The sequence below is a fragment of the Niallia oryzisoli genome (assembly GCF_036670025.1).
GTDB classification, from domain to species: Bacteria; Bacillota; Bacilli; order Bacillales; family Cytobacillaceae; genus Bacillus_BD; species Bacillus_BD oryzisoli.
Genome location: NZ_CP137640.1, coordinates 1,471,925 through 1,496,397, shown reverse-complemented (window position 1 = coordinate 1,496,397; position 24,473 = coordinate 1,471,925). Strand labels below are relative to the sequence as shown.

General features: G+C 40.1%; 21 protein-coding genes. 1 reads left to right on the top strand and 20 read right to left on the bottom strand.

All coding sequences use genetic code 11. The features are described 5' to 3' along the window. Positions 1 to 33: 33 nt before the first annotated feature. The 6 genes from gndA to mce all read right to left on the bottom strand — a co-directional run bounded on the left by gndA (position 34) and on the right by mce (position 7,055). Positions 34 to 1,443 carry an NADP-dependent phosphogluconate dehydrogenase gene (gene gndA, locus R4Z09_RS07470; protein ID WP_338451705.1) on the bottom strand — a complete coding sequence of 470 codons (1,410 nt, stop codon included), beginning with the start codon at positions 1,441 to 1,443 and terminating at the stop codon, positions 34 to 36. Between the two features lie 129 nt (positions 1,444 to 1,572). Beyond that, the gene (locus R4Z09_RS07465) at positions 1,573 to 2,841 is read right to left on the bottom strand and encodes a DNA polymerase IV (RefSeq protein ID WP_338451704.1); all 1,269 of its coding nucleotides are present in this window, start codon (positions 2,839 to 2,841) and stop codon (positions 1,573 to 1,575) included. Positions 2,842 to 2,963: 122 nt separating this feature from the next. After that, positions 2,964 to 3,632: an FMN-dependent NADH-azoreductase gene (locus tag R4Z09_RS07460; protein WP_338451703.1), complete on the bottom strand. Its 669-nt coding sequence runs from the start codon at positions 3,630 to 3,632 to the stop codon at positions 2,964 to 2,966. Between the two features lie 140 nt (positions 3,633 to 3,772). Further along, a complete protein-coding gene (locus tag R4Z09_RS07455; RefSeq protein WP_338453222.1) occupies positions 3,773 to 4,894 on the bottom strand; it encodes a tripeptidase T in 1,122 nt (373 codons plus the stop codon). A gap of 198 nt (positions 4,895 to 5,092) precedes the next feature. Then, positions 5,093 to 6,643, bottom strand: coding sequence for an acyl-CoA carboxylase subunit beta (locus tag R4Z09_RS07450; RefSeq protein ID WP_338451702.1), 1,551 nt, complete (start codon positions 6,641 to 6,643; stop codon positions 5,093 to 5,095). Beyond that, on the bottom strand, positions 6,636 to 7,055 hold the full coding sequence (gene mce, locus R4Z09_RS07445) for a methylmalonyl-CoA epimerase (RefSeq protein WP_338451701.1): 420 nt from the start codon (positions 7,053 to 7,055) through the stop codon (positions 6,636 to 6,638). Before mce ends, R4Z09_RS07450 begins: the two co-directional genes overlap by 8 nt. 202 nt (positions 7,056 to 7,257) lie before the next feature. On the opposite strand from mce, the gene prli42 reads away from it, so the two are divergent. Next, entirely contained in the window at positions 7,258 to 7,359 is a 102-nt protein-coding gene (gene prli42, locus R4Z09_RS07440) for a stressosome-associated protein Prli42 (protein WP_338451700.1), read from the top strand. A 57-nt stretch (positions 7,360 to 7,416) separates the two neighbouring features. Here prli42 and R4Z09_RS07435 read toward each other — a convergent pair whose 3' ends face one another. The 14 genes from R4Z09_RS07435 to bcd form a co-directional block, all read right to left on the bottom strand. Further along, on the bottom strand, positions 7,417 to 8,382 hold the full coding sequence (locus tag R4Z09_RS07435) for an aromatic acid exporter family protein (RefSeq protein WP_338451699.1): 966 nt from the start codon (positions 8,380 to 8,382) through the stop codon (positions 7,417 to 7,419). Between the two features lie 100 nt (positions 8,383 to 8,482). Next, positions 8,483 to 9,205: an amino acid ABC transporter ATP-binding protein gene (locus R4Z09_RS07430; RefSeq protein ID WP_338451698.1), complete on the bottom strand. Its 723-nt coding sequence runs from the start codon at positions 9,203 to 9,205 to the stop codon at positions 8,483 to 8,485. Further along, positions 9,198 to 9,857, bottom strand: coding sequence for an amino acid ABC transporter permease (locus R4Z09_RS07425; RefSeq protein WP_338451697.1), 660 nt, complete (start codon positions 9,855 to 9,857; stop codon positions 9,198 to 9,200). The genes R4Z09_RS07430 and R4Z09_RS07425 overlap by 8 nt, the downstream gene beginning before the upstream one ends. An 88-nt stretch (positions 9,858 to 9,945) precedes the next feature. Further along, positions 9,946 to 10,731 carry a transporter substrate-binding domain-containing protein gene (locus R4Z09_RS07420; RefSeq protein ID WP_338451696.1) on the bottom strand — a complete coding sequence of 262 codons (786 nt, stop codon included), beginning with the start codon at positions 10,729 to 10,731 and terminating at the stop codon, positions 9,946 to 9,948. A gap of 253 nt (positions 10,732 to 10,984) precedes the next feature. Continuing rightward, positions 10,985 to 11,422 carry a BrxA/BrxB family bacilliredoxin gene (locus tag R4Z09_RS07415; protein WP_338451695.1) on the bottom strand — a complete coding sequence of 146 codons (438 nt, stop codon included), beginning with the start codon at positions 11,420 to 11,422 and terminating at the stop codon, positions 10,985 to 10,987. Between the two features lie 325 nt (positions 11,423 to 11,747). Next, positions 11,748 to 12,872: a methylmalonyl Co-A mutase-associated GTPase MeaB gene (meaB, locus tag R4Z09_RS07410; RefSeq protein ID WP_338451694.1), complete on the bottom strand. Its 1,125-nt coding sequence runs from the start codon at positions 12,870 to 12,872 to the stop codon at positions 11,748 to 11,750. Then, entirely contained in the window at positions 12,873 to 15,062 is a 2,190-nt protein-coding gene (gene scpA, locus R4Z09_RS07405) for a methylmalonyl-CoA mutase (RefSeq protein ID WP_338451693.1), read from the bottom strand. It abuts the gene before it with no gap. A gap of 3 nt (positions 15,063 to 15,065) precedes the next feature. After that, positions 15,066 to 16,919, bottom strand: a complete 1,854-nt coding sequence (locus R4Z09_RS07400) for a methylmalonyl-CoA mutase subunit beta (RefSeq protein ID WP_338451692.1) — start codon at positions 16,917 to 16,919, stop codon at positions 15,066 to 15,068. 183 nt (positions 16,920 to 17,102) lie between these two features. Continuing rightward, positions 17,103 to 18,392 (bottom strand): dihydrolipoamide acetyltransferase family protein, encoded by a 1,290-nt coding sequence (locus R4Z09_RS07395; RefSeq protein WP_338451691.1) that lies wholly within the window; start codon positions 18,390 to 18,392, stop codon positions 17,103 to 17,105. A 19-nt stretch (positions 18,393 to 18,411) separates the two neighbouring features. Then, entirely contained in the window at positions 18,412 to 19,395 is a 984-nt protein-coding gene (locus R4Z09_RS07390) for an alpha-ketoacid dehydrogenase subunit beta (RefSeq protein WP_338451690.1), read from the bottom strand. An 11-nt stretch (positions 19,396 to 19,406) separates the two neighbouring features. Then, the gene (locus R4Z09_RS07385; protein WP_338451689.1) at positions 19,407 to 20,402 is read right to left on the bottom strand and encodes a thiamine pyrophosphate-dependent dehydrogenase E1 component subunit alpha; all 996 of its coding nucleotides are present in this window, start codon (positions 20,400 to 20,402) and stop codon (positions 19,407 to 19,409) included. A gap of 59 nt (positions 20,403 to 20,461) precedes the next feature. Then, positions 20,462 to 21,883 (bottom strand): dihydrolipoyl dehydrogenase, encoded by a 1,422-nt coding sequence (gene lpdA, locus R4Z09_RS07380; protein ID WP_338451688.1) that lies wholly within the window; start codon positions 21,881 to 21,883, stop codon positions 20,462 to 20,464. 13 nt (positions 21,884 to 21,896) lie between these two features. Further along, entirely contained in the window at positions 21,897 to 23,003 is a 1,107-nt protein-coding gene (gene buk, locus R4Z09_RS07375; RefSeq protein WP_338451687.1) for a butyrate kinase, read from the bottom strand. Positions 23,004 to 23,108: 105 nt separating this feature from the next. Continuing rightward, positions 23,109 to 24,212: a branched-chain amino acid dehydrogenase gene (gene bcd, locus R4Z09_RS07370; protein ID WP_338451686.1), complete on the bottom strand. Its 1,104-nt coding sequence runs from the start codon at positions 24,210 to 24,212 to the stop codon at positions 23,109 to 23,111. Between the last annotated feature and the right edge of the window lie 261 nt (positions 24,213 to 24,473).

Here is a 24,473-nt window from a genome sequence, read left to right as displayed (position 1 = left end):
CTTTGCTTTCGCAAAGAGGTTCTTTTTTGCCGTTTATTCCAGCCAATTTGTATGAAAAATTCCTTCGCGATCTATTCTTTCATATGTATGAGCACCAAAATAGTCGCGTTGTGCCTGAAGTAAGTTAGCAGGCAATGTAGCCGTGCGATAGCTATCATAATAAGCTAAAGCTGATGAGAAACATGGAACTGGAATTCCGTACTGAACAGCAAATGAAATAGTTTCGCGTAATGCATGCTGATAGCTTTCCACAATTTCCTTAAAGTAAGGGTCAAGCAATAGATTTTTAAGACCTGGTTCACGATCATAGGCATCTTTAATTTTTTGTAAAAATTGAGCCCGAATAATACATCCGCCGCGGAAAATCATCGCAATTTCTCCGTACTGAAGATTCCAATCATACTCTTCAGAGGCTGCTCTCATTTGCGCAAACCCTTGCGCATATGAACATATTTTGCTCATATAAAGAGCCTTACGAACAGATTCAATGAATGCTTGTTTATCACCGGTAAACGTTTTTGCCTCCGGACCACTTAACAGCTTGCTCGCTGCTACTCGTTCTTCCTTCATAGCAGAAATGAAGCGGGCAAATACAGATTCCGTAATAACCGGCAGCGGTACACCTAAATCAAGTGCATTTTGGCTTGTCCACTTCCCTGTACCTTTTTGACCAGCAGTATCTAAAATCATATCGACGAGCGGTTTGCCTGTTTCATCATCGATTTTTGTAAAAATATCTTTTGTAATTTCAATTAAGTAACTATCAAGCTCGCCTTTATTCCATTCGGCAAATACTTCATGAAGCTCCCCGGCGTTAAGTCCAAGCACATTTTTCAGTAAGAAATATGCTTCACAAATAAGCTGCATATCTCCATATTCAATGCCGTTATGAACCATTTTAACGTAATGGCCTGCTCCATCCGGCCCAATATATGTCGTACAAGGATCTCCGTTTACCTTTGCCGAAATATCCTTAAAAATTGGCGCCACAAGATCATAGGCCTCTTTTTGACCGCCAGGCATGATGGAAGGTCCTTTTAACGCTCCTTCTTCACCGCCTGAAACACCTGTTCCAATAAAATGAATACCGAGATCACTCAGCTTTTTGTTGCGGCGCTGGGTATCAACGAAAAATGTATTTCCTCCATCGATTAGGATATCTCCTTTATCTAAATGAGGAATAAGCTGTTCAATTGTAGCATCTGTCGGAGCACCGGCTTTAACCATTAACATAATTTTGCGCGGAGTTTCAAGCGACTGTACGAATTCTTCAATTGAGTATGTACCCTTGAAATTTTTCCCCTTTGTTTCAGCAAGAACTTCATCTGTTTTTTCACTTGAACGATTGTAAATGGAAACAGAATAACCTCTTGACTCAATGTTCATGGCTAGGTTTTTTCCCATAACCGCCATGCCAACTACTCCAAACTGTTGTTTTGTCATCTTTTTACATCCCTTCTACCAAAAAATGCATCCTTAAAAAAGACCATTTTACTTTAGCAATATCCGCATTCTTTTGCAAATATTACATCTACTTTTAGTGTGTCAATTTTCTAGAGAATTAGTCATTCATTATTCGTCAGAAAAGAAATCGAGGAAATCCTTACTAAAGCTCGTTTCCGAAGTAATATTTTCCTTACTGTCCTTTATAGGAGCCTTTTCAACTGCACGATCAATAATTCCTTTACCGTATTTAAGCCGCAGCCTTTCAACGGTTTCCAGTAAAGGCTCCTTTTTGGCCTCCCTCTCATAAGAAAAAAAATCGAGCTGCTTTACGGCTTGCTCTTTTTCAATTAAATCAGCGCCGGTTACACCAAGAAGGCGGATAGAATCTCCATTCCAATTTTTTAAAAAGAGCTGCTTGCTTTCTGCATAGATCTCTTCTTTTTGGCTGACAGGGTTTAACAGTTTTTTACTTCTCGTAATCGTCTTTCGATCCTTATAGCGGATTGTAATACCGATAGAAGCAGCCATAACTTTTTTGCGCTTCATCCGGGCTGCCACTTTTTCCGCTAGACTTTCCAAGACCAAAAGGAGCTGGTGCTGATTCGCAATATCACTAGGCAAAGTAGTCGAATTCCCGACACTTTTAAATTCATTTGCTGCTTCAGGGTCAATAGGTCTGTCATCAATTCCGTTGGCCCTTTCCTTTAAACGGAGACCATTGATTCCTAAGAGTGCCTTCAGTTGAATATCATTTGCCATTGCCAAATCTTTTATTGTAAAAACATCGATTGTATTTAGTTTTTCAGCTGTTTTCTTCCCGACTCCATGCATTTCAACAACAGGAAGCGGCCATAGCACTTTTTCCACATCCCGTTTCCGTAATACCGTAATCCCCAGTGGTTTTTTCATATCGGAAGCCATTTTTGCAAGGAAACGATTAGGAGCAACACCGATGCTGCATGGTAGATCCAGCTGCGAAAGAATTTGCTTCTGAATTCTTTCCGCTATTTCTAAAGGCGACCCTAATTCATAACTATCTGTGATATCAACATAGCCCTCGTCAATTGAAACAGGCTCAACAAGCTCTGAATATTCATGTAATATATCAAACATTCCATGGGAAGCAGCTCGGTACCGTTCAAAATTAGGACTCATCACAATCAACTGTGGACAAAGCTTTTTTGCTTCCCAAATCGGCATCGTTGTTTTTACACCATATTTCCTCGCTTCGTAGCTGCACGTAACGATGATCCCTCTTCGTTCTTTAGGATTCCCCGCGATTGCGAGCGGCTTCCCCTTTAATGAAGGATCAAAGGCCATCTCAACAGATGCATAGAAGCTATTCATATCAACATGTAAAATAACTCTTCCCTTTTTCGGATACATTTCTTTCATATGCCACTACAACCTCAGATAAGCTCCGGGAATAGACCCCGGAGATGAATGATAAGATTTTTTTCTCTTATTTTAGCATGAAAAAAGGCAAAAGACCCACAGCACTGCAGGCCTTCTACTTGTTATGACGACGCTGAAACGGTACTGCCAGCCATTTCTTTGGCAGCTTCTCTTGCTTGTTGCTTCGCCTTTTCCATGATTTCAGGAATCTGCTTTGGAAAATGATCTAAGCCCTCTGCGACAATCGTATCCATTACATCAATACCTAGGAAGGCAAGAGCTTTTCGAACATATTGATCTCCCATTTCAAACTCTACCATCGGTCCTGTTGAATAAAGACCGCCGCGGGTCTGGATGTGTATCGCTTTTCTTCCGGTTAATAACCCTTTTGGACCCTCCTCCGTAGTAATGAACGTTTTTTTATTTAAGAACATATTATCCATGAAATCCTTTAAAATCCCAGGTGCACCTAAATTCCAAATCGGTGTCACAAAAACATAATAATCAGCAGCAATAAAACGATCGGCAAGAGCATGCATCCTTTTAAACTTTTCTCTTTCATCCTCTGTCAACTGATCAACCGTATTACCCATAAATGACGTTTTCGCACGTGCATATAATAAATCTGTATCGATTCTTGTAATGTTCATGTCATACAAATGCATTCTTTCAATTTCAACATCAGGGCGTTCCTTTTGAAAGGTTTCTAAAAATACCTCACCAATTTGTGCTCCCTTTGATTGACTAACGTCTTTTTTTGGATTAGCAGTAATGTAAAGTAATTTTGGCATACTAGCATCCCTTTCCGTAAACAAATAGATAACTACACCTATCATAACGAATCCGCTCTTGTTCCATATTGAAGAACTAGTGAAATTTATGAAAGTTTTATGACACTTATCGAATTAAAGCATGAGCAGCTAGTTTTATTTTACTGCCCGGTTACCTCATCAATAATCGAAATAGTCATTTCTGCTAATTTATAAAGTTCTTCAATAGGCATACGCTCATTAGTTGTATGAATTTCTTCATATCCTACAGCTAGGTTGACCGTTGGAATGCCAAAGCCGGCAATTACGTTTGCATCACTTCCGCCTCCGCTATGTAATAACTCACAGCTGCGTCCGATTTTAGCAGCTGCTTTTTTTGCTACCTCCACTACATGATCCCCATCTGAAAATTTAAAGCCAGGGTACATAACCTGTACTTCTATCTCCGCCTTGCCACCCATCTCATTTGCGGCACTTTCAAATGCATCCTTCATTTTTTGCACCTGGGCTTCCATTTTTTCAGGGATTAATGAACGGGCTTCCGCTAAAATATCAACATGATCACAGACAATATTGGTTTGCTGTCCGCCGGCAAAGCGCCCGATATTTGCTGTTGTCTCTTCATCTATACGGCCTAAAGGCATTCTTGAAATCGCCTTTGCTGCAATGGTAATCGCTGAAACTCCTTTTTCAGGTGCAACCCCGGCATGGGCAGTTTTACCAAGAATTGTTGCTTTAATATGTGCTTGTGTAGGTGCTGCCACAATAATATTTCCGACTTTTCCATCACTATCAAGGGCATAACCATATTTTGCTTTTACCAATGAGCGATCAAGTGCTTTAGCACCAACAAGACCAGATTCCTCACCAACCGTAATAATGAACTGAATATCACCATGAGGAATATTTTGTTCTTTTAGTACTCTAACGGTTTCAAGCATAACGGATATACCCGTTTTATCGTCTGCACCAAGAATGGTTGTTCCATCAGTTATGACATAGCCATCCTTAATAGAAGGCTTTACCCCTTTTGCAGGTACAACTGTATCCATGTGGCAGGTAAAATAAATCGGGTCTACTCCATCTTTTGTCCCCGGCAGAGTACAAATAAGATTGCCTGCACCGTGTCCGGTCACTGCTGTCGTATCATCCTCAAATACATCAACGCCTAAATCGCTGAACTTTTGTTTTAATACTTTTGCAATCTCTGTTTCATACTTGGTTTCAGAGTCAATTTGAACCAGTTCTAGAAATTCATTTAATAAACGCTCTTGATTAATCATCTGCATGATTACCTCCAAATCTTCTATTTGCTCTTAATAGTATACATCTATGATTATTTGCCATCAAATAGATGGATACTCATCGTTTATTTCTGACTTATACATGCAATAAATTTATATTTAATGATATAATAATAGAGTTGATACACAAAAAGATCGGTTATAACACCGATCTTTTGCAAAAAATATAGTTTGTTTTTATAGTGGAATATTTCCATGCTTTTTATTTGGTCGTGATTCCTTTTTATTTTTAAGCATTTCTAGAGCCTGGACAATCTTAATCCTTGTTTCACGCGGGTCAATGACATCATCAACCATCCCTTTACTTGCTGCAACATATGGATTTGCAAACTTTTGACGGTATTCTTCAATTTTTTGGGCACGTGTTTCTTCTGGATTTGGACTTTGACTAATTTCTTTTGCAAATATGATATTAGCAGCACCTTGTGGTCCCATAACAGCAATTTCAGCATTAGGCCAAGCATAAACAAGATCGGCGCCAATTGATTTACTATTTAAAGCTACATAGGCACCGCCATATGCTTTTCGCAAAATAACCGTTAACTTTGGAACCGTTGCCTCTGAATAAGCATAGAGGATTTTAGCACCATGACGAATAATTCCGCCATGCTCCTGTTTAATACCAGGGAAAAATCCAGTCACGTCTTCAAACGTAATAATCGGAATATTAAAGGAATCGCAAAAACGTATAAATCTGGCTGCTTTATCAGATGAGTCGATGTCAAGTCCGCCTGCCATAAATTTAGGCTGATTACATACAAGTCCGACAGATTCCCCTTTAATACGTGCAAGACCTATCACAATATTTTTCGCAAAATCCTGTTGGACTTCCATAAATGAATTGTCATCCACGACCTGTTCAATTACCTTTCTGACATCATATGGACGAAGGGTATCGAATGGAATAGCATCTGTTAAATCTGGACGATAATCATCCTCTTCATCATACTGAAGTACAGGTGGTTTTTCTTCATTATTTTGCGGCAAGTAGCTTAACAGTCTGCGAACCTGTTCAATGACAACTTCTTCAGATTCGCCGCGGAAATGAGCGTTACCGCTTATCGAGTTATGGACCTTTGCTCCCCCGAGATTTTCTGACGAAATTTTTTCACCTGTAACCGTCTCAATTACCTTTGGACCTGTAATAAACATTTGGCTTGTCTTTTCAACCATGAAAACAAAATCCGTAATTGCCGGAGAATAAACAGCACCGCCTGCACATGGCCCCATAATAACAGATATTTGCGGGATGACTCCTGAGTAAATCGAATTCCGATAAAAGATTTGCCCATAACCATCAAGCGAAACAACACCTTCTTGGATTCTTGCGCCGCCCGAATCATTCAAACCAACAAAAGGGGCACCATTTTTTACAGCTAAGTCCATAACAGTAGCAATTTTTTTCGCATGCATTTCCCCTAGTGCACCGCCAAAAACGGTGAAATCTTGGGCAAACAAATAAATGGGGCGCCCGTTAACCTTTCCATAGCCTGTTACAACACCATCACCAGGACTTTTTTGCTGATCAAGTCCAAAATCGTTACAATTATGCTCAATAAATGGATTAAATTCAACAAATGTACCTGGATCGACTAAAAGATCGATACGTTCACGAGCGGTTAATTTTCCCTTTTCGTGCTGCTTTTCAATCCGCTCATCACCACCGCCTAGTTCTACTTCCCGTTTACGGTCATATAAATCATGAATTTTATCATATATATCAATCATGTTGTTGGCTTCCTTTCTTTTCACATAATTCGTAAAGAACACTTCCGGTTGACTTTGGATGCATGAAAGCAACACTCGCTCCACCGGCACCAATTCTAGGCTCTTCATCTATCATTTTGATACCATTCTTTTGCATGTCTTGAATTCTCTCTTCGATTGATTCAACCCCTAGTGCAACATGATGGATTCCTTGTCCACGTTTAGCAATAAACTTAGCAATCGCACTTTCTTCGCTGGTAGGCTCTAAGAGTTCAAGCTTGACGTTACCAGCTTTAATGAATGCTACCTTAACCTTTTGATTCTCAACTACTTCCGTGCCAAGCAGCTCTAATTTCAGCACTTCCGTATACAAAGGTAATGCCTCTTCAATAGAGCTCACAGCAATGCCAATGTGATCTACCTTTTTAATCATTTTTTACCCCATCCCCAATAATTGAATATACACAATAATTTAAATATACTACAATTATAAAAAAATACTACAATAATCTTAAAATTCGATATCTTTTTTTCAAAATCCTTCTTTTTTTGCATAGTTGTCCAATAATTTTTTTCCTAGTAAAATAAAGTAGGATAATAACCTATGAAACAGAGAATGATGGAGGGATCATGCCTTGTCCAAAAAAAGAAAAAAGACACAAAAGATACTTGTTTATTTAATGCTCTTTGCCATGCTAGCATCAACATTACTTGCCGGGGTAGCGATGTTTTTTTAATAAAGGAAAAGGGAATTGTCATCATTCGACAATTCCCTTTATTTTACTGATATAATCCTATTGTTTTTTTATACCTCTAAAATTCCGTTTAATAAGCAGGTATTGCTCCATTTCTTTGACAAAGTGAAGAAGTGCTGCCCGAACCTCAAATTCTTTCCTTGTTTTGGGAAGCTCCATATTTTCAAATACCTTATGCATTTCATTAAGCTTATCTAAATAAATATCTGCGGTATTGCCGGCATGGATATGCTCCGCCAGCTCCTCTATAAAATCTGCAATCATTTTCCCCTGCTCTACAGTGTGTGAAATTGACGTTACAATCGGCAGCACTCTTTCGATGATTTCAAATTGTTTTTCTCTAATTGTAAAATACATATAATATAAATCATCTTCTTCATTATGTATAAATTGGTTTTCCAGTACTCGAAATGACAGCGTTTTGGCATCATCAATTAGATGAATGGTTTCTGAAATTTCCTTCCCATCCCAATTACTATCACCCACACGCAAGTATTTTGCGATTTCAAGGAAAATCCTTTTAAAATTATTCTCTATCTTCTTTTGAATTTCCTCGACCTGAGAATCAAGGCTTGGCATGTATAGATTTGCCAATAAAGCAACGCCGATTCCAATTATAATAATAGCTAATTCATTTAAGACAAAAGCAAAGGAGACCTCTCCTTGGGAGAAAAAATGCAAAATAATAACCGTACTCGAGACAATGCCTTCACTTGCCTTCAGCATGACAACAGTGGGAATAAAAAATAATAATAACAAACCAATCACAAGTGGATGGTAGGAAATGGCTTCAAAAAAAATAATGGAAAAAATAATAGCTGTCAAACATGCTAGAATCCGGTCCCATGATGCCCGCAGGGATTTTTTCTTTGTTATTTGAATACATAGAATCGTAATAATTCCGGCAGAAACAAAATTTTGGAATCCTAAATACTGGGCAAGCATGATGGATACAGTTGCACCAACAGCTGATTTTATCGTTCGGTAGCCAATACGAAATTTCATGTTCAACTCCCTGTTCTTACATATTTCTTTCAGTTTACCACGAATCATTTCCTCCATAATTAAAAAAGGTGATCTTTTCGACCACCTTTTACCATAATTATTATAGAATCTTATCAAGGAAATCCTTTGCCCGCTGACTTTTTGGATTTGAAAAGAATTCTTCTGGTGCTGCATCCTCTGCCAGGACACCGCCTTCTAAAAAGAGAACACGGTCTGCTACTTCTTTGGCAAATCCCATTTCATGTGTAACAATAGCCATTGTCATTCCTGACTCAGCTAGTGACTTCATAACATCCAATACTTCTTTAACCATTTCAGGGTCAAGCGCAGAGGTCGGCTCATCAAACAACATGACTTCTGGCTCCATCGCTAAAGCACGAGCGATGGCTACCCGTTGTTTTTGGCCTCCTGACAAACGATTCGGATAAACATTGGCTTTTTCGGCTAACCCTACCTTTTCTAATAAAGCCATACCCTTTTTTTCCGCTTCCTGCTTTGATATCCGCTTTACCTTCATTGGCGCATAGGTTAAATTCTCCATGACAGTTTTATGGGGAAATAAGTGGAAATGCTGAAACACCATGCCAACGTTTTGTCTAATCTTCATAATATTTGTTTTCTTATTGGTTATATCTTCTCCACCAATAAAAATATGACCGCCAGTAGGTTCTTCAAGTAAATTTAAACAACGAAGAAATGTTGATTTACCCGATCCAGACGGACCGATAATCGCAACAACTTCGCCCTCTTTAATGGTAGTTGAAATGCCTTTTAATACTTCAAGTTTGCCGAAATTCTTCGTTAATCCTTCAACCTTAATCACTTTTTCTCATTCTCCTTTCGACAAGCTTTCCAATCAGTGTTAACGCCATTACAATTACATAATAAGTAATTCCCGCTAGAAGAAGAGGTTCAATAAAGCGAAATTTATCTGCTCCAACCTGATAGGCCCGGCGCATTACATCCATGACCCCAATTGTGGTTACGATCGCGGATTCCTTTGTCAGCGTGATAAACTCATTCATTAATGATGGTAAAATATTTTTAATCGCCTGCGGTAAAACAATGTTCAGCATCATCGAGCGATAAGGAACGCCTAATGCCATTGCCGCTTCACTTTGACCTTTATCAACAGCAAGAATACCAGCGCGAATGATTTCTGAAATATAGGCAGTTGAATTCAAGGCAAAAGATACAACTGCCGCTGTAAATGGGTCAATTTGGTAGCCGATCACTTGAGGTGACCCAAAATAAATAATCATTAACTGTAAAACAAGCGGTGTACCGCGAAAAATAGATGTATAGACATCTGCAATCCAGCCTAAAAACTTAATCTTACTAATTTTAAATAACGATAATATGATACCGCATACGAACCCTAACACCCCGGCAAACAAAGCAATTTGGAGTGTAACCCCAAGGCCTTTTAGTATAAAGGGGAACGACGGGAGAACGGATGAAAAATCTAAATTCATGTAAAATCATTCCTCTCAAATGTAGGTAGAACGACAGAAAAAACGTTCAGAAAACGATTCTTTTCCTGAACGTTTTTTCTCATATTTCTTACTTCTCTGTGTCAAACCATTTCTTAACAATTTTGTCAACTTCACCATTTTCGATCATTGCTTTTAATTCTTTATTAAATGCTTCTGTTAATTCACTATCTTTTGGAAAGGCAATTGCATATCCACCATCAGCATCTTCAATTGTAACCCCTTGAATATCTTTTGTTTCTTTCAAATATCCTTTTGCAACAGTATCTTCAATAATCGCTGCATCTAAACGTCCTGCTAGAATTTCTTGGATTAACTCTGGAATACGATTACGACTTTCATAAGTAAAACCAGTACTTTCTGCAAGTTCTTTTGCCTTTTCTTCTTGAATTGAGCCTAGCTGAGCACCAACTTTTTTCCCTTTCAAATCATCAACACTTTTTATGCCGCTGTCTTTTTTCGATACAATGATGTGTTTTGAAGTGTAGTACGTATCACTAAAGTCCACACTTTCTTTACGCTCATCAGTAGCAGACATCGCAGCCATAACAAAATCAGCTTGTCCATTTTGTAATGCAGAAATAAGTCCGCCGAAATCCATATCCTGGACCTCTAATTCATAGCCTAGCTTTTCCGTAATCGCTTTTGCAATATCAATATCAAGACCAATAATTTCTTCGCCTTTTGCCGTATCAATATATTCAAACGGCGCATAATCGCCAGATGTTGCCATTTTTAATACCTTTGCATCTTTATTGTCACTCTCGTTAGCTGATTCTTCACCAGCACCGCCACAGGCAGCAAGTATACCGATAATCAACATGCCCATCAATAACATTGAGATTATTTTCTTCAAAATGATTTCCTCCTTTTTTTCATTAAACTTATTTATATTATTAGCCTTTAATGTATAGTTTACAAATTAATATCCAACTAATAATTATTCACATAAGTGAATTTTAACACATAAGTGAATTTTAACACATAATCTCACATATGCAACAAAAATTTATTTTAAAATAATATTTTAATATTGTAAATAAAGTAATAAAAAAGAGGCGCACGTGGTGATTTTCTTAGTGCGCCCCCAAACTATTGCATCCTTTTATTTACATTTCTTCGCAATACTTATCAAATGCTTCTTGTAGCTTTTGCATAACAGCCGCAGGTTCATGGCCTTCGATTTCATGACGTTCGATCATTGTTTGGATTTTTCCATCTTTTAAAAGAGCAAATGACGGTGAGGATGGCGGAAATCCAGTAAAATAAGATCGGGCCTTTTCAGTAGCCTCTTTATCTTGACCGGCAAAAACAGTGACTAATTGATCTGGACGCTTATCGTAATGAATAGCATGACTTGCTACTGGACGGGCAATCCCACCTGCACAGCCACAAACTGAATTAATCATGACCAAGGTTGTTCCCTTTTTTGCAAACGCCTCTTCCACTGCCTCAGGCGTTTTTAATTCTGTATATCCCGCTGCGGCAATTTCCTGCCGTGCTTGGCGAACATGATCGTTCATAAACAAGTTAAAATCAATATTCATTTGAACTCTCCTTATTTTCATATTTGTCATATTTACATCATAACAATATGAATATGTTAAGTACAAATGAGATGCTTTTTAAATATCCGTTAAACATGGTTGTTGATTTTCGTTCCAGGCACTTCGCGCACCTTAGGGCGACAGCCGAGCCTCCTCGACACTTTGTTTCAGCGGGGTCTCTTCTTTCTCGCTTCTCCCGCAGGACATTGAATTACTTCTTCGAATCCGCCCACGCACGAGAAAATTCGGTAGAATTTTCAAGGAGTCTTCGTGCCTACCACTACAATCAACCTGCTAAAAAATCAACATTATGCATTAACACAGCCTATGTTAACGATTTATAATACTGTTTAAATAATTCCTCTACAGCTGAGGTCACTGTTTTATTACCTGAGATTACTTGATTTTCAACTTTTGGAAGCAGCTCTTTGATTTCTTGATTATGAAAAAAACTGTTCTGAAGCTGATCGATAATCATACTTTTCATCCATTCTTTTGTTTGCGACCTTCTTCGGTCAGCAAATACTCCAGACTGTTTCGTGGTGGATTCAAAATCTTTTATGACATCCCATATTTCCTTAATGCCATTTTCTAATAAACTTGAGCAAGTATAGGCTTTTGTTTCCCAGCCCTTTGTAGCAGGCTGAAGAAAATGCAAAATTTGATTATATTCTTTTTTTGTCTTTAATGCAGAAGCTTTATTTTCTCCATCCGCCTTATTGACAACAATCGCATCAGCAAGCTCCATAATCCCTTTTTTCATGCCTTGTAATTCATCACCTGCACCAGTTAACACAATTAGCATAAAAAAGTCTACCATATCGCGGACAATGACTTCACTTTGACCTACCCCAACTGTCTCAATTAAGATGACATCAAAGCCAAATGCCTCACATAATAGCATCGTTTCTTTCGTTTTGCGATGAACCCCGCCAAGTTTTCCTTCTGAAGGAGAAGGGCGAATAAAGGCTCTTGGATTACGCGCCAGCTGCTCCATGCGTGTTTTATCACCAAGAATACTGCCGCCGCTTCTGCTTGAGCTGGGATCTACTGCTAAAACTGCAACCTTCAGCCCAAGATTACATAAAAACATCCCAAAAGCTTCAATAAAAGTACTTTTTCCTGCTCCTGGCACCCCTGTAATCCCGATGCGAATAGACTTACCTGTATGGTGTAAAAGCTGCTGCAGAAGCGTTTGCGACTTTTGAAAGTGGTGCTCAGCGTTGCTTTCAATCAGCGTAATGGAGCGAGCAAGCATCGTACGGTCACCATTAAGTATTCCTGTCGCTAACTGGTCACAGGTAATTTCATCCCCAACCTTCATTTTTCGAAACGTACTATTTTTAACAAGGCCAGCTTGAGGGGTGGTTTCCACCCCTTTTCGAATATACGTTGAAAATTTATCAGGCTCATCTTGATTCGTCCATTCAGGCCTTTTTTCTTCAGACATTTATGCTTTCACTTCCTCATAACCGAGTCTTTCATAAATAGCTCGGACAACCTTCTGGGCAGAAACCGGAATAACCGTTCCTGGTCCAAAAATAGCAGAAGCTCCATGTTCATATAAGTATTCGTAATCTTGTGCCGGAATCACACCGCCGACAACGACAACGATATCTTCGCGACCAAGTTTCTTTAATTCAGCTACAAGCTGCGGGAGCAATGTTTTATGACCTGCTGCAAGCGAGCTCATACCAATGGCATGGACATCGTTTTCAACAGCTTGCAGCGCAGTTTCTTCCGGTGTCTGGAATAAAGGACCGATATCAACATCAAAGCCTAAATCGGCAAAAGCAGTTGCTATCACCTTTGCTCCGCGGTCATGACCATCCTGTCCCATCTTAGCAATTAAAATCCGCGGACGGCGGCCTTCATTTTCAAGAAATTCATCTGTCAGCTTTTTAACCGCTTCAATTTCTTCTTCGTTAGAAAAGGCTGAACTATAGACACCGCTAATAGAACGAATCGTAGCTTTGTGACGTCCGGATACTTTTTCGATAGCATAGGAAATTTCACCTAATGTAGCCCGTACACGTGCTGCTTGTACGGCAAGGTCCAGAAGATTTCCTTCGTTCGTTTCACAGGCTTTTTCGATTGCTGCTAATGCCTCTTGTACTTTCTCTTCATCACGTGAAGCTTTTAATTGGTTTAATTTTTCAATTTGCTTTAGTCGAACTGCCGTATTATCCACTTCAAGAATCTCTATTGGTTCTTCTTTTTCCAGACGGTATTTATTAACCCCTACAATTGTTTCTTTTCCAGAATCTATTTGAGCTTGTCTTCTTGCAGCAGCTTCTTCAATACGCATTTTCGGCAGACCAGTTTCAATCGCTTTTGCCATTCCGCCAAGATTCTCAATCTCTTCGATATGCTCCCAAGCACGCTTCATTAATTGATCTGTCAAGGCTTCAACATAGTAAGAACCACCCCATGGATCAATAACATTTGTAATCCCAGATTCTTCTTGTAAATAAAGCTGTGTATTACGGGCAATTCTTGCCGAGAAGTCTGTCGGAAGGGCAATCGCTTCATCAAGTGCATTTGTATGCAGCGACTGTGTATGTCCCATTGCAGCTGCATGAGCTTCAATTAATGTACGAATCACATTATTAAACGGATCCTGCTCCGTTAAACTCCAACCTGATGTCTGTGAATGCGTACGTAAAGCCAATGATTTACTGTTTTTCGGCTCAAACGTTTGCATCATTTTTGCCCAAATACGGCGGGCTGCCCGCATTTTTGCTACTTCCATAAAGTAGTTCATCCCGATTGCCCAGAAGAATGATAGTCTTGGTGCAAATGAGTCAATATCAATACCGGCCTTTAGGCCTGTTCTTACATATTCAAGTCCATCAGCAAGCGTATAGGCTAGTTCAATATCAGCAGGTGCTCCGGCTTCCTGCATATGATAGCCGGAAATACTGATGCTGTTAAATTTAGGCATGTATTTAGATGTGTATTCAAAAATATCGGCAATGATCCGCATCGACATTTCCGGTGGATAAATATACGTATTACGAACCATGTATTCTTTTAAAATATCATTTTGAATCGTACCGGACAGCTTTTCCTGTGAAACTCCCTGCTCTTCAGCTGTTACGATATAAAAGGCCATAATAGGCAGTACGGCCCCATTCATTGTCATCGATACCGACATTTGATCTAATGGAATTCCGTCAAATAATGTCTTCATATCAACGATTGAATCAATAGCCACACCAGCCTTTCCAACATCTCCTACTACACGGGCATGATCTGAGTCATAACCCCGATGGGTAGCAAGGTCAAAAGCAACAGAAAGACCTTTTTGCCCCATCGCTAAATTCCGGCGGTAGAATGCGTTACTTTCCTCAGCGGTCGAAAAGCCTGCATACTGACGTACTGTCCATGGCCGGTTTACATACATAGTTGGATAGGGTCCTCTTGTATATGGAGGAAGTCCTGGCAAATCTCCCAGATGCTTAAGCTCTGTCTGATCCTTTCCAGTATATAAAGCCTTTGTGCTGATATGTTCATTTGTTTCAAAAAGAAGTTCTTCAATTGAAGCGGAAATTTCACTTTCTGCTTTCTTTTTCCAGTCCTCTTCAGATGTTTTAGTTGTCTCAATTGTTATCTTTTTAAAATCTGGCTTTTGTGTCATCGATTACTCCACCTCCAATTCATCTAAAAAGGATGCAGCTATTTCATAGCAATTACTTTTTAGGTGAATAAACTGAGAGATTCCATTATCTAGTAAAGCTTTTTGCTCAGCTTCATCCGGCAGCCCGGCTAAATAAAGCTTGACATGAGGGAAGCCTGCTTTAATTGCCTGTACAGTTTCCGTACCAAAAGCTTTATAGTCATCATCTGACCCGCAAAGGACAAAAGCATGAAGCTGTGTTTCGTGAACAAAATTCACCGCATCATTGATTCCTTCAAATGCCTGGCTTCTTTCTGTTTTAATTCCTCCTGGAGCTAAGAAGCCGCTGATAAAGTCTGCCCTAGCCTTATGATTTTTTAATTTACCAAGGCAGATCAGTCCAACTGCAGGAGCTGATTTTTCTTTGGTTAATTTTTCTGCCCTTTTGCGGAGCTTTTCATATGGCTCTGCTAAGCGGGCCTCATGTACAGGAAATACATCTGAATGCATTGATTTTTCACCTAAGGATAATTCAACGTTTAGCGGTGTTTCTTCTAAATTTGCATAATTATTTGTTCCAACAATGGACTGTTTGCGGGTAAAGATATCCTTTTGCCGCTTTTTGGCCACTTCTTTGATTTGTTCCTGCAGCCAATTCGATTGTAAGGCAGTTAAAATACCGCCTTTTTCGTCGATTTCTAGGAAATGGGACCAGGCCTGTTCAATTAACTGATTTGTTAAAGATTCTATATACCAAGAACCTCCTGCTGGGTCGATAACGGTACTTAAACGTGCTTCATCCCTAAGAATCAACTGAGTATTACGGGCAATGCGATCTGAAAATGATGTTGCCTCACCCTCAGGCTCATTATATGGGCTGACATGCAGGTACTGGATGCCCCCAAGTACAGCCGCAAAAGCCTCGTTGCTTGCCCGCAATAAGTTCACATATGGATCGTAAGCTGTTTTTGTGTACCACGATGTATCAGCTGAAATAACCATCTGTCCCTCAAGACTAGGCGAAGCGTTGTATGCTTCAACAATTTTACTCCATAAACTTCTGGCTGCCCTGAGTTTAGAGATTTCCATAAAGAAGTTACTGCCTATTGAAAAATGAAATACTATATTTTTAAGAATATCCTTTACGTCCATCCCTCTTTTCTTTAGCTGTTCAATATGGTAGACGGCTGTTGAAAGGGCAATGGCCAATTCCTGAACAGCATTTGCTCCCCCATTGTGATAAACAGTCGTGTCTACTAAAAGCGTTTTCAATAGAGGGCAAGCCGATGAAGCTGTTTGAATCGTTTCAAACAAACGATCATAAACGGATTCCAAGGATTCCTTTCTTCCTCCTTGTTTCGCATATAGTGAAACAGGATCCTTCCCAACATAACCGGATATTTTTTCGGAGTTTCGTAAAGCTGCAAGCCCATAAATCATCTCATTTTGTAAAAAAGCGCCATTTACACTTAACGGATAGGATTGATAATAGTCTGTTAAGAGCTCAGGTAATTCCTTTAAAATCGATACGGAAGGTGTAAATGCAATAGCTGTCTGTCCTTTTTCGAAACTTGTCTTTAGTCTTTCTTTAAAGTTTTCTGCACTTTCCGTGTCAATTCGCTGAGCAATTTTCCAAGACTCTCCGATATAGCCCAACGCACTGCTTCCACGGCGAAAATCACCGCTGCCAGGAAATGCTGATAATGTTTTTTCATTTACATCCTCTTTTGTATAAAGAGGTTTTAATTGAATGTTTTCATATGTTCTTCTTGATAAAGATTCTATACTTTTTCCCTTTAATGTTTCTTCGGCCTTTTGTTTCCAAGCTTCATACGTTTGCTGTGAAAATGAATAATCCATCATCTCTTTTAGACTCATTTCATGCCGCCAAAGTTCAGCAGCCTTCCCCCCAATCTATAGAAAAAGTTATAAAATTAGAAATTATCTTTCTATTCATTATTTTATTATACAATTGTTAAACACGCAATCACTATTCTGGAAACATGTGGAATGAATAGAAAAAACGCTGCTAGAATTAGCAGCGTTTTGGATTATTGTTTATTAGTATATTGGAGTATTATCTTTAGTGGTATTTTCAAGGATTTCTTTCACTCTATTCATGAACTTTCCGCAAATAAATCCATCAAGAATACGGTGGTCAAGTGAAAGACATAAATTCATCATATCTCGAACTGCAATCATATTCTGATTCATCACAACAGGACGTTTTATAATGGATTCTACCTGCAGGATTGCTGCCTGTGGATAATTAATGATACCCATCGATTGAACCGAGCCAATTGAACCTGTGTTATTAACCGTAAAGGTACCGCCCTGAAAATCTTCAACCTTTGTCGTACCGTTGCGGACCTTTTTAGCAAGCTCAGAAATTTCGCGGGCAATCCCTTTAATCGTTTTTTCGTCTGCACGTTTAATGACAGGAACAAAAAGCGCATCCTCGGTCGCTACGGCAATCGATAGATTTATCTCTTTTTTACGGATAATTTTATCTCCAGCCCATGTGGCATTCATTTGTGGAAATTCCTTTAAGCCTTGTGCAACAGCTTTTACAACGAAAGCAAAAAAGGTTAAATTAAAGCCTTCTTTTTGGTAAAATTCTTCTTTTATTTCATTGCGGTATGCAACCAGATTTGTGACATCTGCTTCAACCATCATCCAGGCGTGAGGAATTTCATGCTTGCTTTTTACCATGTTTGCCGCAATTGTCTTCCGTAATCCTGTAACCGGGATTTCAATATCTCCAGACGGAGCTGTTGCAGCACTATTTTTTTGCACTGGAGTATCATGACCTATCGAAACTGTTGCAACTGAATGGGGCACCGGTGCCTCTGGCTGAACCGTTTCATGCTGGTCTTTCTGACCTGACGCCAATAACTGCAGGAGATCCTTCCTAGTTATCCGCCCACCTGCACCTGTTCCCTTGACCCGTTTTAAATCAATCCCATACTCCTGTGATAACTTTAAAACTGCGGGAGAATATCGGAGTTTTCCGGCGGGCTCTTTTCTCCCTTCATGATAAAAACTGACCTTCTGCTCTACCCTGTTCCGGTCTTCAGCAGGCTTTTCGTTCTCTTCCATTACTGACTCTGTTTCCGTTTCAATCACACAAATCGCTGCACCGACAGGTAATGTATCACCCTCACCAACCATTAACTCTTTAACGATGCCTGTAAAAGAAGACGGAACTTCAGCATTCACCTTGTCTGTCATAATTTCAGCAAGTGGATCATATTTTTTGACCCGGTCACCGACAGAAATAATCCATTTCGTAAGCGTTCCTTCCGTTACACTTTCCCCTAACTGTGGCATGATAATTTTTTCAATTGTCACTTAGGTTCCTCCTTTCTCTTTAAAACTCAGCCAGTTCACGCATGGCTTTTTCTATCTTTTCCGGGTTGATCATAAAATGCTTTTCCATTGGTGGTGCATACGCAACGGCCGGCACATCGGGAGCTGCCAGTCTTTTGATCGGTGCATCTAATTCAAATAAGCAATGCTCGGCAATAATCGCTGAAACCTCGCTTATGATACTGCCTTCTTTGTTATCCTCGGTCACAAGCAGGACTTTTCCTGTTTTCGAGGCAGCTTCCACAATTGCCTCTTGATCAAGCGGATAAACGGTCCGTAAATCTAAAATATGAGTGGAAATACCATCCGCCGCTAATTTTTCTGCAGCCTGGAGGGCAAAATGTACACAAAGTCCATAGGTGATGACAGTGATATCCTCTCCCTCCCGCTTCACATCCGCTTTCCCGATTGGAAGGACATAATCATCTTCCGGTACTTCTCCTTTTATTAACCGATAGGCCCGCTTATGTTCAAAAAACAGCACAGGATCTTCATCACGAATGGCCGCTTTAAGCAGACCTTTTACATCATAAGGAGTTGACGGCATAACAATTTTCAAACCGGGTTGATTAGCAAATACAGCTTCGACTGATTGGGAGTGATACAAAGCACCATGAACACCTCCGCCGTATGGTGCTCGAATCACGATAGGGCAGCTCCAGTCATTATTAGATCTGTAGCGGATTCTTGCTGCCTCTGAAATAATTTGATTGACTGCGGGCATAATAAAATCAGCAAATTGCATTTCTGCAATCGGTCTCATACCGTACATCGCAGCTCCAATGCCAACTCCTGCAATGGCGGATTCGGCTAAAGGAGTATCGATCACTCTTTGTTCACCAAATTGCTCATACAAACCTTGCGTTGCTTTAAAAACACCGCCTTTTTTTCCAACATCCTCACCTAAAACAAATACTCTTTTATCTCTTTCCATTTCTTCACGAATAGCCATTGTTACGGCCTCAATATAAGAGATGATTGCCATCTTTATCCCCCTTATTCTTTCGCATATACGTAATCATATACTTGTTCAGGGTCAGCATATGGCGCTTGTTCAGCATACTCAGTTGCTTCATCGACAAGTAATGTCACTCGGTCATTTATTTCCTTTTCCTTTGTTTCATCAAGAACACCGTTTTCCTTTAAATAGAGCAAAAAGGAAGCAAGCGGATCTTGTGTTTTCGCTTCTTCTACTTCCTCCTGCGTGCGATAGCTTCTGTCATCATCATCAGAGGAATGCGGTGTAAGACGGTATGAAATCGTCTCAATAAGCGTTGGTCCTTCGCCTCTTCTTCCTCTATCTGCCGCTTTTTTTACTGCTTCATAGACTGCAAGCGGATCATTGCCATCAACCGTATATCCGGGCATCCCATAACCAATCGCGCGGTCAGATACCTTTTCGCAGCCAAGCTGCTTATTGATCGGAACAGAAATAGCGTATTTATTGTTTTCACACATAAAAATAACCGGAAGTTTGTGAACACCTGCAAAATTAGCTCCTTCATGAAAGTCACCCTGGTTTGATGACCCTTCACCAAAGCTAACGAATGAAACACTATTTTCTCCAGACATTCTTGCGGCAAGGGCTATCCCCACCGCATGTGGAACCTGGGTTGTCACCGGCGATGATCCAGTAACAATTCTATTTTTCCGTTGACCGAAATGCCCTGGCATCTGCCGTCCGCCAGAGTTTGGGTCCTCCGCCTTTGCAAATCCCGACAGCATAATATCTTTTGCTGTCATTCCAAATGCAAGGACAACTCCTACATCCCGGTAATAAGGAAGAACATAATCATTTTTACGGTCAAGGGCAAACGCAGCTCCTACCTGTGCTGCTTCTTGCCCCTGACAAGATATAACAAACGGTATTTTCCCTGCTCTATTTAATAACCACATTCGTTCATCAATTTTTCGTGCCAAGAGCATTGTCTCATACATTTCCAATACAGTGTCATCACTTAATCCTAATGAACTGTGACGGCTTTCCACCATAAAAAAACCTCCTGAATTCTTTAATGAAGAATCACCTGCCGCTTTTAAGGCAGAAGGATTTACCCATGAATTGCTTTTCCTTCTATAAGCATCGCTGCTTCTCCGACAGCCTCGGACAAGCTCGGATGCGGATGAATCGTCTGCGCGATTTCCCATGGCGTCGCATCAAGAACGCGGGCAAGACCAGCTTCTGAAATTAATTCTGTTACATGTGGGCCGATCATATGAACTCCAAGTAAATCATTCGTAGATTCATCTACAATCATTTTGACAAATCCATCAGCTTCTCCAAAAACCAATGCCTTTCCTATTGCTCGAAAAGAAAACTTACCTGTTTTTATTTGATATCCTTGTTTTATTGCTTCTTCTTCTGTTAAACCAACCTTCGCTACTTCGGGATAACTGTAAATACAGGAGGGGATAAGCGTATAGTTCATTGGATGAGGTTGTTGGTTTGCTATATGTTCAACAGCTGATATTCCTTCATGGGAAGCAACATGAGCAAGCTGAAGGCCGCCTATACAATCACCAATTGCGTAAATATGTGATTCATTTGTTTGAAAGTAATCATTTGTTTTAATAAAGCCTTTATCCATTTGAATATCCGTATTTTCCAAACCAATTCCCTCAATATTTGCCTGTCTGCCCACTGAAATCAGCAGCTTCTCAGCGGAGTATTCCTTAATCTCCCCCTTCACCTCGGCTGAAATCGTTATACCCTTGCCTTTCCTAAATGTATCTGGTAGCACTTTTGCAGTTGTTACGATTTTAACGCCTCTCTTTTTCAATAAACGTTGCATTTCCTTTGATATCTCTTTGTCCTCAGTAGGGATTAACCTATCAGCAAACTCCAAAATGGTTACATCAACATCAAAGTCAGAAAGCATAGATGCCCATTCAACGCCAATGACACCTCCGCCAATAATTAAAATGGATTTTGGTAATTCTTCCATTTCCAATGCTTCATCAGATGTCATAACGAAATGACCATCCGCTTCTAAACCAGGTAGAGCCTTTGGCCTTGAACCAGTGGCAACAATGAGATTTTTCGGAACCAGCATTTCATTTTCTGCGCCATTATTCATTTCAACTGAAATAGTTCCCGGCAATGGCGAGAAAATAGATGGACCTAATATACGTCCGATCCCATTATAGATATCGATCTTCCCTTTTTTCATTAAATGCTGTACTCCATTGTGAAGCTGTGACACAATCTTTTCTTTTCGCTCCTGTACTTTACTTAGATTCAAGCTCACTTCATTTGTTAAGACCCCAAATTCTTCACTACTCTTAGTCGTTCTGTAAACTTCAGCACTCCTTAATAACGCTTTGGTAGGAATACAGCCTTTATGCAGGCAGGTACCGCCTAATTTATCTCTTTCCACAATTGCCGTTTTAAAACCCAGCTGGGCTGCCCGGATCGCAGCCACATAGCCTCCAGGCCCGCCTCCAAGTATTACAATGTCATAATCTTGAGCCAAAGAAAAACCTCCTTTACTTGTTTAGCAAACTTTCTGTTTTACCCATATATTCTTTTGCCATTTCTTCGCCTCGCAGAACCCTTAACGCTCCTTCAGCTAATGCAAGCAGTTCATTTTCACCGGGGTGTACAAATACATCAGCAATCCAACAGACACGATCACTGATTTCTTTCACAAATTTCTTTTTTGAAGCTAATTCACCAGTTAGGATAATCCCCTCAACATTCCCGGACATTACCACACTGGCTGCGCCAATTTCTTTAGAGATTTGATAAGCCATCGCAGAATAGACTAAACCTGCTTTTTTATCTCCAGCTGTAATCCTCTCTTCTATTTCATCTGGATCATTTGTTCCTAAGTAGCCAATCAATCCCCCTTTACCTACAAGCAATTTCATTATTTCTTCCTTGGAGAATTCCCCTGAAAAACACAAATCAACGATATCACCGACTGGGACAGCACCGGCACGTTCAGGACAGAATGGCCCTTCTCCAAGCAGCCCATTATTGACATCGATCACTCTTCCATGTTTGTGTGCTCCTATCGTGATTCCTCCACCCATGTGGGCTACAATTAAATTGATGTCTTCATAATGACTGTTCAATTCTTTTGCAACACGGTGTGCTACTGCTTTTTGATTCAAAGCATGAAAAATACTTTTTCGTTCAATCATCGGCAAACCCGATATTCTTGCTATTTCATCTAACTCATCAACCACAACCGGATCCACAATGAACGCTGGAATATTGAGTCCGGAAGCAATATCGTAAGCAAGCAGCCCGCCGAGGTTTGAGGCATGCTCCCCCGAATAACCTTGTCTTAAATCAGACAGCATCCTGTTGTTCACCTCATAAGTCCCCCCCTCAATCGGACGAAGTAATCCTCCGCGGGCACACACCGCTTCAAGCTTTGAGAGATTGATCCCTTCATTATGCAAGGTCTTTAGAATGATGTCTTTGCGAAAATCAAATTGTTCGATAATATTTGAATAAGACTCCGTTGCTTCAATATCATGTTTGATATTTTTCTCCCAAATGGAGATTTCATTTTCAAATACAGCTATCTTCGTGCCAGTTGAACCAGGATTAATGATCAAGATACGATGTTTATGTTCACGCAATATACCCGCCTCCAAATGATTGGTTATGCTGACTCATCCATTACGATTTGGTTATGTATCATCTTGAGGGATAGAAGATTGCCTTCCGTCCCTCACATTAGTGGTCTAACTCCAGCGCCTACTTAAAAGATGATGCCCGTTTTGCAGAAATTGAGTTCGTGAATTTCTTATTTTTTTCATTCTTTCCTCTGCCAATATATCTGCAGCCTTATAGGTTGGAATCTGATCACGCTTCGAGATCGAAATCACTTTTTCAATATTATGATAAATTGTCGTCTCCACTTTTTTCATCGCACGATCTCGATTATATCCGTACAGTTCATCCGCAACGTTAATGACCCCGCCTGCATTTATGACATAATCAGGCGCATAGACAATTCCCTTTTCATGAAGCATGTCACCATGCCTAGGCTCCTTTAATTGATTATTCGCAGAGCCGGCAATCACCTTTGCCTTTAGCCTTGGTATTGTCAGATCATTTAAGGTGGCTCCTAAAGCACATGGAGAAAAAATATCACATTCCACGGAATAAATATCTTTAGGGTCATGTGCTTTGGCGTTGAAATCTTGGACAGCTCGTTGGACTGCTTCCTGATTGATGTCTGTTACAATAAGCTTTGCCCCTTCCTCATACAAATACCGGCATAGTGCATATGCGACATTGCCTATCCCTTGAACAGCCACAACCTTGCCCTCAAGTGAATCCGAGCCAAAGGCTTCCTTTGCTGCTGCTTTCATTCCCCGATATACCCCAAATGCCGTTACCGGGGATGGGTTCCCCGATGATCCAAACTCTGGAGATATCCCTGTTACATAATCTGTTTCCTCATGAATCATATCCATATCGGCAACAGTTGTTCCTACATCCTCTGCCGTAATATACCTGCCGTTTAAGCCTTGAACATATCGGCCAAATGCACGAAACAAGGCTTCACTCTTATCCTTGCGCGGATCACCAATAATGACTGTTTTTCCACCGCCAAGATTTAATCCGGCAGCAGCATTTTTATATGTCATTCCGCGGGCAAGTCTGAGCGCGTCTTCGATTGCTTCCTCTTCGGAAGCATATGTCCACATGCGGGCTCCTCCTAAAGCTGGCCCTAATGTTGTATCATGGATGGCTATAATTGCCTTTAAGCCTGAGGTATGATCCTGACAAAATATGAGCTGTTCGTAATCATATCTTGCCAAGGTTTCGAATAATTCCATGCTGTTCACCCCAAGGATACATTATATATTTACCTCCCAGCCCGCTTCAAACATGTTCTTTTTCACTTTCCTGAAGCAGCCAGCGTCTTTCGAAAAAAGCATTATCCTCAAAAAGAGTGGATATATTATTAACATGCAAGAATCGTGCCAATAAAAAACAGGAGGCGGAACGTCTACTAAAAACCGCCACGTCCTATGGCGAACGTAGACGTCAGCACATCCTGTACAAGTCCATTCTTCTATAGAAAGCTATGAAATTAT